Below are 18727 nucleotides of genomic sequence, written 5' to 3'. Positions count from 1 at the left end.
GAGCACTTTATTCACCTCTCAAAGTAAGTTTAAGCAAATAATTGGGCTATTTGAGCAATTAAAAACAACAGATTGCAGGTAAGTTTGTTGTAACTAATTAATCTAAAACCCTTTAAACGATGAAAAAAAAATTCCTTTTTATAACAGTGTTGCTTCTTGCTTCATTTGCAACTTATGCACAAAATACCTGGTACGACCATGACGGTGGTGTGACCGACGTGTCCATTACACCTGCAACTTCTTGTGATGACTGTTCCGTCTCCATTGTACCCAACCCTGACAATTCTGACTCAGCTTCAAGTGTAACTCTACTTGAAATAGCTGAAGGTAGTTCATCAGGAAACAGAGGGTTTATTGTTAATTTCCCTACTAATTTAGGAGTTAAAGAAACAGATGTCAATGGACTCACTGTCACTGTACGCTTTTACCTCACGAGCTTCTCCAATTTCAGCAACTATGATTCAAATAAACGCGTTCGATTTTATTTGGCATCTACTGAGGCCAGTAATGTTACACAGAAACAAGTCAATTTTTCTGAATCAGATGAAGGCGTTTGGATAGAACACACATTTACTTACAATGTCACAGATGCTGGATTTATAGATTCAGCTGAAATCAGACTGATTGGAAATAGGTTTACGGACTTAAATAACGGTTTAAAAATTTATGTTGATACTATTACAGCTACGTCGGCCTTAAGTACTAACCCTAATATATCTCCAGATGATATTGATGATGATGGTGATGGTCAAACAGAAAATGCAGGTGATTGTGATGATACCAACCCTGCTATCAACACGAATGCTACAGAAATTTTATATGATGGTATCGATAACGACTGTAACCCAGAAACACCAGACACCCTAGATGCGGATGGTGATGGTGTAAACTCCGACACGGACTGTGATGATAACGATGCGGCTAGATTCCCTGGAAACACAGAGACTCTATACGATGGCATCGATAACGACTGTAATCCAGAAACACCAGACACCCTAGATGCGGATGGTGATGGTGTAAACTCCGATACGGACTGTGATGATAACGATGCTGCCAGATATCCGGGTAACACAGAGATTCTAGATAATGGTATTGATGATGATTGTGATCCTTCAACACCAGACAGCTCTGTGGATATTGATAATGATGGTGATGGTCAAACTGAAAATGAAGGTGATTGTGATGATACCAATCCTGCTATCAACTCGAATGCTACAGAGATTCTATACGATGGTATCGATAACGACTGTAACCCTGAAACACCAGACACCCTAGATGCGGATGGTGATGGTGTAAACTCCGATACGGACTGTGATGATAACGATGCTGCCAGATTCCCTGGAAACACGGAGATTCTAGATAATGGTATTGATGATGATTGTAATCCTTCAACACCAGATAATTCTGCTGATATTGATAATGATGGTGATGGTCAAACTGAAAATGAAGGTGATTGTGATGATACCAATCCTGCTATCAACTCGAATGCTACAGAAATTTTATATGATGGCATCGATAACGACTGTAACCCAGAAACACCAGATACCCTAGATGCGGATGGTGATGGTGTAAACTCCGATACGGACTGTGATGATAACGATGCGGCTAGATTCCCTGGAAACACGGAGATTCTAGATAATGGTATTGATGATGATTGTAATCCTTCAACACCAGATAATTCTGCTGATATGGATAATGATGGTGATGGTCAAACTGAAAATGAAGGTGATTGTGATGATACCAATCCTGCTATCAACTCGAATGCGATAGAAGTTGAAGATGGTATTGATAATAATTGTAACGGAAGTATTGATGAAGGTTTAACTACTACATGGACCGGCGCACTAAATTCAGATTGGACAAACTCGAGCAACTGGGCTCATAACAATGGCCCTGGTTTAACGCCTAGTGTTGATGTAATAATTCCGAGTAACCTATCAAACTACCCTATTTTAACAACAGGCCAAAACCTAAGTTTAGAAAATGGTCTAAATTTAACTATTCAAAATGCTGCTTCATTAACCATCAACCCAACTGTTGTTCTAACTAATAACGGCACCATAACCATTGATGGAAGTATGACTTTAAAATCCAATACTTCAGGATCGGCTTATATTGGTCAAGGAACAGGTTCCTTTGTTGGTGATGCAACCATAGAACGCTACATCCCAGCAAGAAGAGCATTTCGTCAAATAAGTAGCCCTGTAACAACAAGTACCTTTATTCAAAATAACTGGCAATTGGGAACACATATTACAGGCACTACTAATGGTAATAATGGTTTTGACACCACCACCACTGGGAATGCTTCTATGTATACTTTTAATAATAATGATTATAATTATGTTGCAATACCGAGTACAGATGCCACTAATTTAACTGTAGGTCAAGGATATCATATTTTAGTAAGAGGTGATCGATCTATCGATTTAACATCCAACAATCCAAGTCCTACAGAAACGGTATTAACCTCTACAGGTAATTTAACTGCTGAAAATAACGCTTCTAATAAAGTGGAAGTAAATGTTCCTAATAAGCGATTCATTTTCATTGGAAACCCTTACCAAGCGCCTGTAAACATGCGTACCGTTTTAAATGAAGGCACTACTAACATCAACAAAACGTATTATTGGGTTTGGGATCCAAATTTAGGCTCAAGAGGTGCCTATGCTACGATAGCAGTAAGCGCTGGAGCTTCATCGGCTGGAGATGCAAACCAATATTTACAAGCAGGACAAGCATGTTGGGTATATACAGCCTCAGAAGCGCCTGGAATAGCATCCATCAATTTCACACAAGCAAGTAAAAACGTGTTAACATCAGAAACGGCCGTATTTAAAAGTGCTACTAAAACTGCAAATACTGGCCAGTTGAAACTATCTTTATATGAAAGTAGTGCTTTAGCAGCGAATCAGTCGGCTGCAGATGGGTTACTTATACTTTTTGAAGACAATGGAAACAACGGTATTAATGATGAGGATGCTCCAAAATTCACCAACTTAGATGAAAACTTTGCGACCTCCAACAATGGTACTTTATTAGGTATAGAAAACAGAGCAACTCCTGTAGACGCAGAGTCTGTGCCTCTAGAAATTAACACCTACCGTAATAATAACTATACCATAGTTGCTGAAGGTAAAGCAATGCAAGGTGCGACGCCATATTTGATTGATTCGTATACCAACCAACAAACTGAAATTCCACAAAACGGAACAGTGAACTACCCTTATAACGTAGACACAAACATCCCTGCTTCTAAAGATCCTAGTCGATTTAGTATTGGCTTTGCTACAAAAACCTTATCGGTTTCAACAGAGGCAATTGACCAAATTCAATTGTATCCAAATCCATCAAACACGGGACTATTTTACTTAAACACACCCCAAAACATAGACGATTTGGAAGTAACAATCTACAATGCATTAGGGGCTAAATTGTTTTACAAAAACAACTTCACTCCTGGAAAAGAGAAAGCTATCAGTACTCACTTTACTCAAAACAAAGGTGTGTATTTTGTTAATCTAACATCAAAAGGGGTTACAACAACTAAAAAATTAATCATAAACTAAAACTAAGCATCATGAAAAATAAAAGAAACCAAATGATTAAAATAATCAGTATTTTCTCAATAATAATGGTAATGGCAAGCACTGAAACTATACAAGCACAAATTCCATCAGGGCCACCTGAAGGTGCCTCGGAAGTCTCTGACAGCAACAAGCCAGACTCCATTCCACTAGATGGAGGCCTTGCAATCTTATTAATTGGAGCGGCAGCCTTTGGGGTTAAGAAACTTCGAGATAATAAAAAAGAGCTGCTTTAATTTATTTTTCATCTTTCAACTCCTTTTAATGGAGTAAATAAAGTTGATAATGATACGTTTCGTTAAGAATCAAAATCAATTACACACTACTAAATATGCACATGATTTTAATAATCTTGTGCATATTTTTTTATCATTTAAAAACATATTTCAGATATATCTATAACTCTTATTTTTTATAACCAGGAATCGGCATCAATACATAAAAACCTAATAAACAGCACAATAACACAAAAACCGACAACACATAGCCCAATTAGAGCAAAATAAAGACGAAAACAAGAAAGCTTTTTTTTATAAAATAAGTTTAATTTGTACAGAGGTTTAGGTTTTAATAAATACCAATCCTCTTTACCCTTCAAGCAAAAAAATAGAATGTTTAATTTAAAAAAACGAAAATGAAAAGAATTGTATTAACAGTAATTGTAGGTTTATTAATTAGTCTATCTGCCATGGCACAATCAAAATCAGAAAAAAACGCAGAAAAAAAAGCTCAAAAGGCTGTTGAAAAAGTACAGACTGCTATTGAGTTGACAGAAGAAGAGAAAGCAAAATATTTTGAATTACAAAAAACTCAATTTTTAAACCGAGCTGAGTTGCCTAAAGGTTTAAAAGAAAGTGACCCAGATACTTTTAAAGAAAAAACAAGAGAAAACCGTAAGCAATTTGAAAAAAACCTATTGGAAACTTTTGGAGACAAACGTGGTAAAGCCATTTTGAATGCTACCAAAAAGAAGAAAAAGAAATAGTGCTCTTTACGCACTAAGACTTTTATCATATTAATACTTTACAGTACGCCTTAACATCTTAATGTTAAGGCGTACTTTTTTTAACCAAAGCTAAAATGATAGTAAAAAGAAAAAAAATAACAGATTAGAGAAAACGATTGTAAACATAAAGTAAGTTATTTGAGCTATTCGAATTTGCAACATAAGGTGTGCATACAACAAAATACAAACGGTTGGGTTTGTAAAAAATAAAAAAAAAATTAAATGAAACATATACAAAATCAACTATTAGTTTTAACAATTTGTTTGTTTTTTAGTTGTAATGCCCAAAAGCAAACTGAAACTTCTAATAATAAACGACCAGAACCCAACGTCGTTCTTTTACTCACAGACGACCTAGGTTGGCAAGATGTTAAATGTTATGATATAGACGAACCTTCCCCGTACGAGACTCCAAATATGGATGCTTTTGCTAAAAAAGGTGTTCAATTCTGGCAAGCCTACTCACCCGCTCCAACCTGTGCACCAAGTAGGTGTGCCATTATGAGTGGCACACACCCAGCACGTGCACAAAAAACACATGTGGTTGGTGGTGCGCCCCCAACCGTGTATGCGAATAAAGATATACAGCGTATTATGGACCCTTGGTATAGTGGCCGCATGCCCGAAAACGAAATGACCTTAGCCAGAGCATTACAACAAAAGGGATACAAAACAGGACATACCGGAAAATGGCACATGGCCATCAACCACTTTGCATATCCACAACCTACCGATCAAGGTTTTGATGTATCTACTGCAGACAGAGGTGCAACAACACCTCAAACACCACATAGATTAACAGATTTTGCTACCAATGAAGCATCCGACCCTTTTCGATTGGATGAAAACGGTTTTCCTTATCATCAAAACAGTCAAGATGCTTTAAACTTCTTAAAGGAAAACAAACAGGATCCATTTTTCCTATATTACGCTACTTTTTTGGTGCACGCACCTATCCACACTAGAAGTAAAGCCCTTTTAGAGAAATACTGTGAAAAATTAGGCGTAGCATATCCAACAGACCCTAACCATTGGGACGTAGAAGGCCAAAACAACCCGTTTTACTGCGCCATGGTAGAAATGTTAGACTACTATGTAGGACAAGTTTTTAATTATTTAGAAACCACCGATGACCCACGTTGGCCAGGACATAAATTAAGTGAAAACACTTATATTATTTTCACATCAGATAACGGAGGTATGGAAAATGCGCACGGTGATATCGTAACCGATAATTACCCGCTAGACAAAGGGAAAATTAATGCTAAAGAAGGCGGAACCAGAGTACCTTTAATGATTGCAGGCCCTGGAATTAAAAAAGGAATACAGACTGATGTTGTTGTAAACGGTCTTGATTTTTACCCAACTATTTTATCTTTATTAAATATTGACAAACCAAACGGTAAACATTTAGATGGTGCCGATTTATCAACCTTGTTATTAAAAGACCCAACAAACCCTAAATTGGTAATAGGTAAAGACGGAAAAGAAAGAACCACGATGATGTGGCACTTTCCGCATGCATCATACCAAAGTACTTTACGTGTTGGCGATTATAAATTCATAAGAAACTACGATTACAAAAACAACCCGAGAACACCAGAATTCGAGCTTTATAGACTTTATGATTCGACTAATGGAACTGAAAAACGTGTGGATATAGAAGAAGCGAACAATTTAGCAACATCGGACCCTAAACGTGTTACCGAAATGAATACTCAACTTAGCAGTATCTTAACAGAAATGAAAGCCAGCTATCCTTCATACAACCCGAACTACAAAGGAGATATTGAACATAAAGAAACGGTTCCTACGGTAATATCTGCATTAAAAAAGAACAACCAAGTCTCTTTTAAATACAAAGAAAATGGTGCTAAAGTGATACAAGCTAATTTAATTTACTCCACCAATGGAGGTCACAGATATGAAGAATGGTTTAAAGCGGAAGCTCAAATTAATGCAAATAACACGGTAACGGCCACTTTACCAAAGGGAACAACCCATTACATCATCAACTTAATTGATGAACATAACTTCTTAGTGAGTTACCCTGAAATGCCTACCTCAAAATCCATTAAAAAAACAAAAGAAACGTTCTCTAAGTTTGCTTTATCAAACCTATAGATTTGTTAGAATAAAAATACATTTAGCTTATAGACCTAAAACTATAAGCTAAATGTATAATTATAACAGTATCACCGCTAATGATATTGATGCTTCAAAAAAAGCTAAAAACATTTCCTATCACTTTCTTTTTAGGTAAAAATATTCCTGCAGATAAGAATTTTAGTTTTTAACAAACCGTAATCAGCAGTATTTCATCAAAATTAAAAAAAACAAAAAAACTCACAATAACATACTGATTACGAAACCATTAAGAAGAAATAATATAATTTAAAAAACATTATTTATAATTATGTTACAAGAAAAGAGCAAGTATTTGATTGATTTAAACAAACCAAAAAAACAGCATCTATCTATATTTGAATTATTAATTAATCCAACAATTTTAAATCATGAAAAAACAATTACTTTTTACAGCAACATTACTTTTTGCTTCATTTCTAACATTTGGGCAAGCAACGGCACTTGATCCATTGGAAACTAATTCACAACAAGTTAGAATAGCAGAAACAACTCAAACTAAAAATTTTACAAGTGGAACTTTTGGAACGGCAGGGAATGGCGCTCATGTTAATTGGAGTCATGCAACTGATGTTAATGGAACTATTAGTTTTGATGTGGTTTCCTCTGGAGCAGATTTCTTGGCATCCATTGTATTCCACGTAAGAAAAAGACATGGTAATTCTGGTAGTGTAGATTTTACTTTTGATGGCACAACTGATCCGTCGTTTGCGTTAAATGAAGATAATACTCCTGCCACCGTTGATGATTTTGAAACATTTAATAATTTAGCATATTCTCAAAATGTAACTATTACATCGGTTCCTAAAACTATAACATTGGATGTTGATATTACAAAAGGTTCTGCTTCTGACGTTGTATTTAGATACTATAGTGTTACTTTTACACAACAAACTTTAGGTGTAAATGACGTTGAATTAAATAACGCTTCTATTAGTGCTTACCCTAATCCTGCAACTAACAGTTTTCAATTAAATTCTAAAGAAAACATTGAGCGTGTAAGTTTATATAATATTACGGGACGTTTATTAAAAACATTTAAAGCAGAAGCTGATTATGATATTAGTGATTTAGCAACAGGTATGTACATTGCAAATATCAAAACCCAATCGGGTTCTAAAACTTTAAGAATTGTTAAAAAGTAAAATATTAATTACACACTAAAAAAGTCCCTTAGTTTATTTAAACTAAGGGACTTTTTTGCTTTACTACCACACTACAACAGTCTTTTAAAATTAATTGGTGTAGTTAATCGCGATACCATGAAGCATGAATAGCGCCCTGTCTTGCTTCATTAGCATTCCTGGGAGTTATAAACTAATCCAACAATAGGCTATAAAACATATCTATCTTCCCCTTATATATAGTTTTATTCTGGCTGTTCTATTATAGACAATCTATAGCTTTCAAAACAATCTAATATAACGCAGTCTTGGTATCAAGCCAGGGCTATTTCACCTTTAAAATGCACTGCTTTTAATTACAGAAAGTAACCATTATTCTTTTAATAATTTTAAAGTTTTTTTACTGCCATCCCTAAAATTTACTTGTAATAAGTATAAACCTGTTTTTAAGTTTGATATGTTTATGTCTTTATTCTGATTATTAAATTCGTGCGCTTTTGCTCCATATAAATTATACAAAACACCAGATTCTACTTCTTTTGAAAGACTAAAAGTGTTTTTTACTGGATTGGGATATAGATTAAGTTTAACATTATTATTTGTAACCTCATCAATACTTAATACTTCAGAAACATGAAATGTAACATCATACAACCTAAACCTTGGTGTTATACCATCTTCAGAATTCTTTAATGCTGTTGTTAAAAATTTAATTTCTTGAGATTCGCCTGTAAATGATATTGGTCCCGAAAAATCAAATTCAACATCTTCGCTATCAACAGAACTTGTATAAGTAAAACTTTGTGTCACATCACCAATAGTCACATCAAATTTAGACGTATCATTTGCTTTTGATCTAACACCAAATGTAACTTTACTGCATATAATAGTTTTGTTATTAGCACTTTTTACGTAAAAGTTAGCACCTTGTCCTCCTTCTGCCGCTAAGGCTTGTAAATAAGCATCTCTTACAGAAATATCTCCTACAGTTTCATAAAAAACATCTGATGGATTAAAATTTTGTACAGTATCTGATTCATTAAGTGTAATTCTTGTAACAGAAGCTACTGCAACTTCTTGAGATAAAACGAAAAAACCATTTTCATCAACCATATAAAAAACAACTTTAGTAGCTGTTTCTGGAACACTAGAAGTTACTACATTACCTAATATAGTTGTTGGTGTAGTTGATTCATGCCACTCTTCATTTACTCCATCTTCTACATAAAGTAAATAAGCTTTAACAATACCAACTTGATTTGATTCTGTAGAAATAGTAGCGGTTACAATTTGAGTTTCTTGATTATAACTTGTAGAAGCTACTGAAGGTACAAATACTCTATTTGGTAAACCTGCTTGGTCATCAGGATTCCACATAGGGAATTTAGCATTATTCTCATTTAGATGTGCGTCTAATGAAGCTATCATACTTTCTTTTATGTCTGTAGGCATTGTTTCTATAACATTATTTGCCTCCTCAATATCAACAAGAACGTCTCCGTCATATAATCTATATGCTTCATAAGAATTGTCAAGGTATAATTTATACAATTTATAATCACCTCTTCTAATTGTTGATTTCGATTTAAGATCATCTGCAACGGCGTAGTGGAAAAACATATCTGTTCTTTCAGAACCATTAGCTTTATTTACTGTTGTAGATTGCCCACTCAATAAAGGATTTAAATCCACACCGTCTAAATCGTTTAATATGGCATCTGCCACTGTAATTCCTGTTACTGATACTATTGTAGGATAAAAATCTAATCCATTAACTACATTACTATATTCTTTATTTGGAGTAACGGTTGGCCCTGTTATAATTAAAGGAACACGCACACCACCTTCTTTTGAACTTGTTTTTCCTTGATCTAAAGGAAAATTATCAGCTACAACTTCTTCTTGTCTAGAAACATTACCTGACGCATCTTCAAAATCAACATTATTTTGTTCGGAAGCTCCATTATCTGATGAAAAAATAACATAGGTGGTTTCAAATAATTTTTTCCCTGGATTTCTTGGGTCATCAGTGGCTTCTAAATAATTAATTATTTTACCCAAACTCCAATCTACAGTTTCAACCATGGCACCATAAAAAGGGTTATGATCTCCTGCTGCAGTTAAAGGTGTTTTAATAGTAGGTATCCCATTTTCAAGATCTTCAGCAGACAATTCTCCACGACCAACTAATCTTTCAGATATTTTTTGTAACAATGCTAAATCTCTGGTTTGAATTGGTGTATGAACCAACCATGTTGCCATGTATAAGAAAAATGGATCTCCATTAGCGCCTTCTGCAACACTATTTTGCAAGAATTTTTCAGCAGCATCGGTTACACCGTCAAAAGGAACACCATCCTCATCTAATGGATAATTACTGTTATTTACTCCAAATTCAGAAAGTGTATACCTATCGTTCATACCTCTGTGTACACCTCTATCAGTAAACTGAGTTTTAAAACCTTGATCCTTTGCTTCTGGAAATCCATTAGCTCCAGCTATATGCCATTTACCTACATGTCCTGTATTATAACCAGCGTCTTTTAGAGCTTCTGCAATGGTGTATTCCTCATCTTGCATTCTTAAAGGAGTAAAAGGACTAATCAATTTATTGCCAAGTTTATTTCTTGATAAACCAGGTACTTCTCCGCCAGAAACTTGGGTTAATTTTGTTTTAAGCGCATTTCTACCACTTAACATTGCTGCTCTTGATGGAGCACAAGTAGGCATTGGAGAATATGCTTGTGAAAATTTAGCTCCTAGTTTAGCTAATTTGTCCATATTGGGTGTTTCCCAAGGAGCGGGTTCTCCTAAGTTGTTCAAATTAGTATCCTGCCAACCTAAATCATCTGCATAAAAAATAATAACATTTGGCTTAACTATATCTTGACCATATACCTGAACTAAAAAAAATATACTAAAAAAATAAAGTAGTGTTCTGTTTCTCATCATGAAATTATTTGATGTAAAAATAAATTTTATTAGGAGGTGTAAATTGCTAAAATCAACCAAAAACTTACTTATATCAATCATTACAATTAATAAAATGAGTTTATTAAATAGTACTTACCAGAACTAGGTGAATAGGCTTAAGATGTATACAAACCCAGTATTATAAAAAATAAAGAACTGCAACACGATGCCCTTGTTACTTATGAATAATTGATACATTAAGAATGTCAAAATTTATTGGCTAATAACAAGAGAAGCACCATAGAATTAAATCTACAGTGCTTCTTTTGATTATAATAATTTTTAATTATTTAACAGGAATTGCTTTAGTTGCAAATACTTGAGTTGTTTTTTGGTAACCCGCATCTGGGTAACTTATTAGAAAATTGTTTTCATCAACTAGATTAAAGACATAATGGGTAGTTCCTTTTGGTAAGGTTACAGAAACTTTATCACCAGTAAGAGTCATAGTAACAGGAAACCAAATTTCACCAGCGATACCGCCATTTTTAGTATATATAAGCTCTGCTTTAACAACTTTAGCTCCATTATTCTTGTATTCTAACCAAACTTTATCACCATCTACTCCATGTTTCACAACTGTAGGTACTTCTGCTTTATTAGGTACTTCTGCTTTACTAGTTGGATTTAAATAAGGATATCTGGCATGTAATTTTTCCAATTTTTCTTCCAAAAGACGATTCATTTCTTTTGCTTTCTCCGGCATTTTACCTGCAAGATTTTTAGCCTCTTCAATATCTACTCGTTTAGTACCGTTTTCATACAATTGATACAATGCTAAACTAGTTTTTTCTTCGGTAGCAATATATTCACGCACCAATTTATAATCATCAATTCGCAACGTAGATTGCATAGAACTGTTAGGGAAATGCCACATCATCGTATTTCTAGACTTACCTGTTTCAGGGTCTAAAACTAATTTGGAATCCGTTGGATCTTTATCTAGTAATATTGATAAATCGGCACCATCTAATATTTGATTGTCTTGTTTTTTGGTACCTGTCCAACTCAATATGGTAGGATAAAGATCCAGACCATTCACCATCACATTAGATTCTATATTTGAAGAAATTGTAGGACCTGTTACAATAAAAGGAACTCTAGTGCCTCCTTCTTTTGCATTTATCTTTCCTTTATCTAAAGGGTAGTTGTCTGTAATAATTTCTTTAGTATGTTGTTCCATACCTCCATTATCAGACGTAAAAACTACATAGGTATTTTCAATTAACATATGTCCAGGCCATCTAGGGTCTTCTGTTTGCTCGAGGTATTTAATTAATAAACCGGTGTAATGATCTATGGTTTCAATCATGGCCGCATAATAGGCGTTTCTTTGTCCTTCTTCATCCCAAACATCACTTTCTCTAGGATATGCTATTCCTAATTTTTGATAGTATTTTTTTAACAAGGCTTCACTTCTTGTGTGAATTGGGGTATGTACTAAACGAGAGGCATAAAAAAGAAAAAACGGATCCTCTTTATTTTCAGCCATAAAATCAATTCCATCTTGGGTAATGTCATCAAACGGGAAACCCTCTTCGTCTAAATAAAAAGGATCTGACTTATCTGTAGTAGCGAATCCTTTGGTACGATCGGTCATTCTTTTATGAGAACCAAAACCGTGTTTTGAAAAATCGAATCCTTGATCTTTAGGTTCTGGATAGTCTGTTACTGCAATACCTACATGCCATTTACCTGAATGTCCCGTTTTGTAACCGTTTGTTTTAAGAGACTCCGCAATGGTAATTTCCGAAGTATCTAAAGCACCTCGCATCCAAGGACTTATTAATGAAGACCCATAATTAAAAGGTAATGGAGGATGCCCGCCTCTTACACTGGTTCTTTCTAAGCGAACCGGATGTTTCCCCGATAAAATAGATCCTCTAGAAGGTGAACAAACCGTTGCAGGAGAATACCCTTGCCAAAAAATCACGCCTTCTTTGGCTAATTTATCAATATTTGGTGTTTCGAATGGAGAAGGTTGATCTATGTCGTAACATTTTACGTCTTGCCAACCTAAATCGTCTGTTAGTATTAGTAATACATTTGGTTTTTTGGGTCTTTCCTTACTGTTATCCAATGGCAAATCATTAGCAAATAAAACAGTTGCATTTAGATAACAAATTAGTGAAAAAAGGAGTGTTTTATACATGGTCTTTAGGTGATTTTATTATAAACAAGAATGAAAATGATTCTGCGCATAGCACATTAGTCTCTTTTCTACTTATTCTTCTTATTTTTTTTGTTTTTCTTATTTTTTTTAGTTGTTTTTTTATTGTCTTCGCCTTTATTTTGAGATATATCCTTAGTTCCAATTAAATAAGGCTTCTTGTCTTCAGCGGTTGCATTTCTGTCAAATAAAACAGCATATTTTTGGTATAAATTATCCTTAGTCGCTTCTTTTTTTAAGGTATTAAGATGTGCATCGTATAGGGAACGCATTTTTTCAAGCTGTTTTTCTGCAGAAGGATCGGTGGCTTTGTTTGTCATTTCCAAACGATCTTTTCCAATATGAAAAAGTTCCTCGGTAGTATTCATTTTATCATCTTCATAATTCCAGAAAATATATTTCCAATCTTTAGAAACAACGCCCATAGCTTGTATTTCGTCATTACCCCACATATTTGTAAGCGCAACGGTTTCCCGTTTAAATTTCTTTGGCTTTTCTATCAATACACGTAAATCTTCACCATCCATATTGGCAGGAGGCTCGATGCCTGCATAGTTTAAAATAGTTGGAGCCATATCAATATTTGCAGTTACTTCTTCACGCCTAACACCTCTTTCTTTAATAGGCGTTCTTGGATCGTAAATAATTAAAGGCGATTTTGAAGCTTCTTCATAAGGCAACACTTTTCCTCCAAAATTATGAGCACCACAACTGTAACCGTTATCACTGGTAAATATGATGATGGTATTGTCTGCAACGCCTTGTTCCTCTAACGTTTTTCGAATCATTCCTAAAGCGTAATCTACACCATGGATTAATTGGTTGTAGTTTTTAATAGTTTCTTGGTAGCTTTCTTCAGAATCACGCCAAAAACCATACTCTTTATATTGTCTTCCTGTCTTTGCCTGAGGCGCTAGATGTGTTGCATTTTCGGCTCCATAGTTCTCCGGTTTTTTATACTCTTTTCCTTTATAAACATAATCGAAATATTGATCTGGAGAGAAGGGCATATGAGGCGCTTTAAAGCTAATGGACATAGAGAAAGGCTTGCCTGTTTGTTTCGCTTCAATAATAAAATCTTCTGCCCAGGCAGCATATGCTCTTGTACTATGCGGATATTTTTCAGCGTATTTTGAAATATACTTGTTTTTCTCTGTTTGGTAACTAGTTTGGCCTAAGCCTCCTGCCCAATTGTCAAAGGCATCTATTGGAAGTGTATCCCAAGTATTATGACTTGTACTATTGCCATCATCAGAAACAGCCAACCCAAATTTACCTGCAAACCCCGTGTAATACCCTTGTTCTCTTAAAAGAACAGGATACGATTTGGCAAACTTCTCTTTTCTTAAAGGACCGTGATCAAAATTACAACCCGCTTTGTATTCGTACATGCCCGTTAAAATAATGGCTCTACTTGCCATACAAATAGCGGTTGTGTTATAGTGATTTTCAAATAAAACACCTTCCTGCGCAAGCATATCCATATTGGGTGTTACTACTTGGTCGTTACCATAACAACCTGTGGCAATGCTTGTTTGATCATCAGATAAAAGAAAGATAATGTTAGGTCTTTCTTGTGCAAAACTACTTGTTGTAATGATGCAGATAACGATTGATAGAACTACTTTTTTCATGAATTTATTCCGTTATTTTTATGTTGTTTAGATATTATTTTTTATTTAGATATTATTATTTTTTGAGTGATGGTATGATTATTACCATTAGACAGTTTTATAAAATAAATTCCTGAATTTAAAGTAGATACATCTAATTGTGTCGTCATAGATCCATTACTCCATACCTTTTCTAGAGCTGTAGTACCTAAAATAGATATAACTGTTATATAATCTATACCCGTTGATGTTCTAGTAATAGTTAACTTATTTACTGCAGGGTTGGGATAAAACTTAACTTGTGATGTATTATTATGCGCACTAGTTGATAAAGTTGACTCCCCTACTAGAAAAGCCCCTTCTGGTCTTGCATAAGGCTCATAATCAGGCACAGGGTTAGATAGAAGTCTATCATTAATTGCTTTCATAATTAGCATTTCATCATCCATCATATAACCTTTGCCACTACCAATATCATTTATAGTGGTAGCAAAAGTTACGCCAGCATTGGCGTTTACAATACGCTTTGCAAACCTATAAGCATCTTCCGTTCCAAAAACTAATGGCTGTGACGAAACATGCCACCTTGCTCTTACTGGAAACCAAGCGTGTTTTAATACGGTATTCCCTTCATACATGGACCATGGATTTTCAACCATGTGAGGTATCGTAAATTCTTCATAAGCCCAAGAATTAGGAGGCGCTCCTTGTCCTAGTGGTGTCACATGTCCTCTTGTAAAATCTTGGTACCTATTAACGCCTTCAAATTTTATTATTTTGTAATCCCTTGCATCTTCATCATCAAGACCATCAGAATCTACTAAAATATTTTCACCGTTTTTTTGGAAATAAGCTGCACCAACTCCAGTGACTGAGACAGCAGCCCCAGGATCAGTTACTTTAATCATTTCAACAAAATCTTCTAGATGTCCATCATCGTAAAGTTCTCCAGTTGTATCCAACCAATAGGCATCTGCATAATCCTTTACACGTTCTATAAACCCTTCAACTAGGTCTTTATAAGCCAAATACTCATCTCCTGCAAAATCAATATGGTTTGTATAATAGTCTACCCAAGCAGCTTGAGTTTCCACATCTGCTCTATCCAAATAATTGGTAGAGATATACAAAATAACTTTCTTTCCTGAATCTTTAAACTTTTGCATAACCTCAAAAATTATAGCTTCATTCGCTAAACTTGGCACCAAGCTTTCATGTATTTCTGTTGCTACATCCACATTGCTATTCTGTCTTAACGTAAAATAATGTGAATGCGCAAAATAGGAAAGATTTGTAATAACATGTCCTGCAGCAGGAAGCTCATCCACCACTTCCTGAGCACCCGCGGGAAGATTGTAACCTCCAGCAACTTCAGCATCTAAACGTTCTCCTCCAAAAACAGGAAAGGTAACGCCCCACGAACCTGATAACCAAGCCGCTGAATGTGTTGTGGTATTTGCTACTTGTTCTGTGGTACCACTTATAGTATCTATGTAATATGTGGCTGCTGCTACAGATGTAGAATTATTTGCAAAACCTATTCTAATTTGATTAAAACCGTTGGCATTTAATATTTCCTCAGGAATGGCAACGCCATTAAAATCGAAGGTGAAAGATTCCCATGTTTGTCCCACAGAAAAATTTAATTGTTTATAGGTTTGTGGTCCTCCGGAAGCATTTAAGAAATACATTCTTAATTTCGAATTACTATTCGTCAATGCTGCGGTAGGAATATCTAAATAGGCTTTAATGGTAATCGTATACCCCGTGAAATCCATTACTGGCTGGTACAAATCAAATTTTAAAAAAGCACTTGTGCCTTCGTCTCTATTAAATTTAGAAACCACAGCATTTGTATTAATTCCTGTATTATTTGGATTGGTAATTTTTGTATAAAAATTCCCTGACGTTGTGCTTTCTAATTCAATTTGATAGGTGTTTGTTTCATTTTCATACCATAAAAATTGAGCATGGGATAATTGAACGAAACAAAGTAAAAAAAAGAAAATAGGTAAAGATTTAGTCATTATTAATAAGTTAGCTTCTAATTTTTAAACCAAAGATATATAGTTAATGGGGAATCGTGTTTCTTTAAATAGTCAAATACTTGCTCTAAAACATCATTGGTAATTAACTAATCTGAAATCATTTAATTCTTAAAAGTGTCTTTAATCATCAATTATATAAAGTGTGTAATTGTAACGTTTGGGGATGTTTGTTTTAAACATATAAAAAAGTTTTTAGTTAAATATTTAACTAAAAACTTTTTTATATGTAATCTAATTAGACGAATAACCTATTGTTTTTTAAGAAAACGCAAAGTCTTTTTTGTTCCCCCTCTAATTTTGCATAAAACATATATAAACTTGTTAATGAACTTAAAACATTAAACAGCCTATATGCTTTATTTTTTTTTACAGCTATACTCTAATTGTTATAAATAGTAGCTGAATTAATTGGTCTGGACAACTTCTAAAATATTATCTATATTGTTAGATAATAATTTTAAAGCATTACTTTCTAATGACTTTTAATCTATAAATTTGTAGTGATCGTGTCAATATAAAATTCAAGACCATTATCTATATTTGTAAATTTATTACCTATTAATCTAATTTCTCCACTAATTATATCTGATGTTAGGGCAGGACCTGATGGTGTTCCTGTAAAATCAAATTCCATAGTATGCCATCCAGCTTCGTTAGATTCAACAAATTTACCTTGTACTTGTTGTTCATTAACTCCATCACTTAAATAGAATCTAATACGCTCATTACTATCATAATTACTAATGTCATTGAAACTAGGCCAGTACATACGTACGGTTACTATTAAGTTAGCATAATCAGCAAGTGTAATACCCTCTCCGTCTTTGAAATCAAAATCAAGACTTTTGTTTCCACTGCCAGAAGTAGAACCTATAGTCCATTTTGTTACATTCGTAGCTTCTGCATCTGCAGCATCAGGGTTTGCCACTGTTTCTACAGAACAGTCTGTACAAACGGTTGATACTGTTAATTTTTCAATTGAATTATCTACATCTAGCCAAGTATCTTGTGCCGGTTCAGGTTCATTACCACCTTTATTTATAATTACTTTTGATAACTTAAAAATAGGAGCTGTTGTATTTCCTTCAGTTAACATCTCATCCAGTGTAATAGTAACCGTAAGCGTTGTGCCTGAAACAAGTGAAATAGTTGATGCAAATTCAAAATCGATAGCTGGAGCACTACCACCATCAACAGTTGATGTCACTTCATAAGAAAAAGGTGTATCTGGATACCCCGTTACAGAAACGGTACCTGTAACGCTACCTTTTTCTCTTTTTGCTAATTCTAAATTTAAAGTAGCATCAATTGCAGTAGCTGCATCTGTAGTTAATTCAAAAGTAAAAGTTGCAGTGGCACCATCATCACTAGGATCTTCAGTAGCAACACCTATAAAACTAATGTTTTCTGAAACTATACCTGTACCTCCCACGGCTATAATATTAGCATCAAGATCATCTGTGTCTTCTATTCCTACATTAAATGTTTGGCTATCGCCTCCTGTTTCATTAAATGATATTTTTGTGTTAAATATGTATTCAACATCACTGAAATAAATTCTATCGTATCCTGTTAATTCAACTCCACTATTATTAACGACCTTAACTTCTACTAAAAAACTTTCAACCTCTAATAGTGCTTTCTCATCTAATCTAAGTTTTGTCGCTGAAATTTTATATTCTAAATTATTGTTCTCAGTTACTGTAATAGTAGGTATAAAAACATTGTCTAAATCACTTGCATTTTCTCCTTCACTAGGTTCTGTTTTAGGAGGTGTATACGGAACTCCAATTTCATCTACAAAACGAACGGATGTAGATTGGTAATCTCCGGATTGAATGGTTACTGTAATTTCATTATCAATAGATTGAGTATCATTGTCAATAGTAAAATCCATGAATTGATTAGGAATTTCAGGAGACTCATATTTATTATCTAAATCTGTTGAACAGGATATGCTTAATAGTAGTAATAGAATAGCTGAAATATACTTGGTTGCTTTCATAAAGTTTAAATTAGTATTAATATTTTATCAAATATCTTGTAATTATAGGAAAAGAC

General features: G+C 34.4%; 10 protein-coding genes. 5 read left to right on the top strand and 5 right to left on the bottom strand.

What is annotated here, in order from left to right; translation table 11 throughout:
- Positions 1–119: 119 nt before the first annotated feature.
- From Q5N74_RS09545 to Q5N74_RS09525, 5 genes are all read left to right on the top strand, one after another.
- Entirely contained in the window at positions 120–3569 is a 3450-nt protein-coding gene (locus Q5N74_RS09545) for a MopE-related protein (protein WP_304388558.1), read from the top strand.
- A gap of 71 nt (positions 3570–3640) precedes the next feature.
- Positions 3641–3823, top strand: a complete 183-nt coding sequence (locus tag Q5N74_RS09540) for a PID-CTERM protein-sorting domain-containing protein (RefSeq protein WP_304388557.1) — start codon at positions 3641–3643, stop codon at positions 3821–3823.
- A gap of 398 nt (positions 3824–4221) precedes the next feature.
- Entirely contained in the window at positions 4222–4572 is a 351-nt protein-coding gene (locus tag Q5N74_RS09535) for a hypothetical protein (RefSeq protein ID WP_304388556.1), read from the top strand.
- 243 nt (positions 4573–4815) lie between these two features.
- Positions 4816–6717, top strand: coding sequence for a sulfatase (locus Q5N74_RS09530; protein WP_304388555.1), 1902 nt, complete (start codon positions 4816–4818; stop codon positions 6715–6717).
- A gap of 392 nt (positions 6718–7109) precedes the next feature.
- Positions 7110–7883, top strand: coding sequence for a T9SS type A sorting domain-containing protein (locus Q5N74_RS09525; protein WP_304388554.1), 774 nt, complete (start codon positions 7110–7112; stop codon positions 7881–7883).
- Positions 7884–8234: 351 nt separating this feature from the next.
- Here Q5N74_RS09525 and Q5N74_RS09520 read toward each other — a convergent pair whose 3' ends face one another.
- The 5 genes from Q5N74_RS09520 to Q5N74_RS09500 form a co-directional block, all read right to left on the bottom strand.
- On the bottom strand, positions 8235–10814 hold the full coding sequence (locus Q5N74_RS09520) for a sulfatase-like hydrolase/transferase (RefSeq protein WP_304388553.1): 2580 nt from the start codon (positions 10812–10814) through the stop codon (positions 8235–8237).
- A gap of 307 nt (positions 10815–11121) precedes the next feature.
- Positions 11122–12987 carry a sulfatase gene (locus Q5N74_RS09515; protein ID WP_304388552.1) on the bottom strand — a complete coding sequence of 622 codons (1866 nt, stop codon included), beginning with the start codon at positions 12985–12987 and terminating at the stop codon, positions 11122–11124.
- Between the two features lie 68 nt (positions 12988–13055).
- Positions 13056–14639: a sulfatase gene (locus Q5N74_RS09510; protein WP_304388551.1), complete on the bottom strand. Its 1584-nt coding sequence runs from the start codon at positions 14637–14639 to the stop codon at positions 13056–13058.
- 41 nt (positions 14640–14680) lie between these two features.
- The gene (locus Q5N74_RS09505; protein WP_304388550.1) at positions 14681–16645 is read right to left on the bottom strand and encodes a T9SS type A sorting domain-containing protein; all 1965 of its coding nucleotides are present in this window, start codon (positions 16643–16645) and stop codon (positions 14681–14683) included.
- Between the two features lie 508 nt (positions 16646–17153).
- Positions 17154–18671: a hypothetical protein gene (locus Q5N74_RS09500; protein ID WP_304388549.1), complete on the bottom strand. Its 1518-nt coding sequence runs from the start codon at positions 18669–18671 to the stop codon at positions 17154–17156.
- Between the last annotated feature and the right edge of the window lie 56 nt (positions 18672–18727).

Origin of the sequence: Mariniflexile sp. AS56, assembly GCF_030552475.1 — a bacterium.
GTDB lineage: Bacteria > Bacteroidota > Bacteroidia > Flavobacteriales > Flavobacteriaceae > Mariniflexile.
The sequence above is the reverse complement of the archived record's forward strand: the minus strand, read 5'-3'. Positions and strand labels throughout refer to the sequence as shown.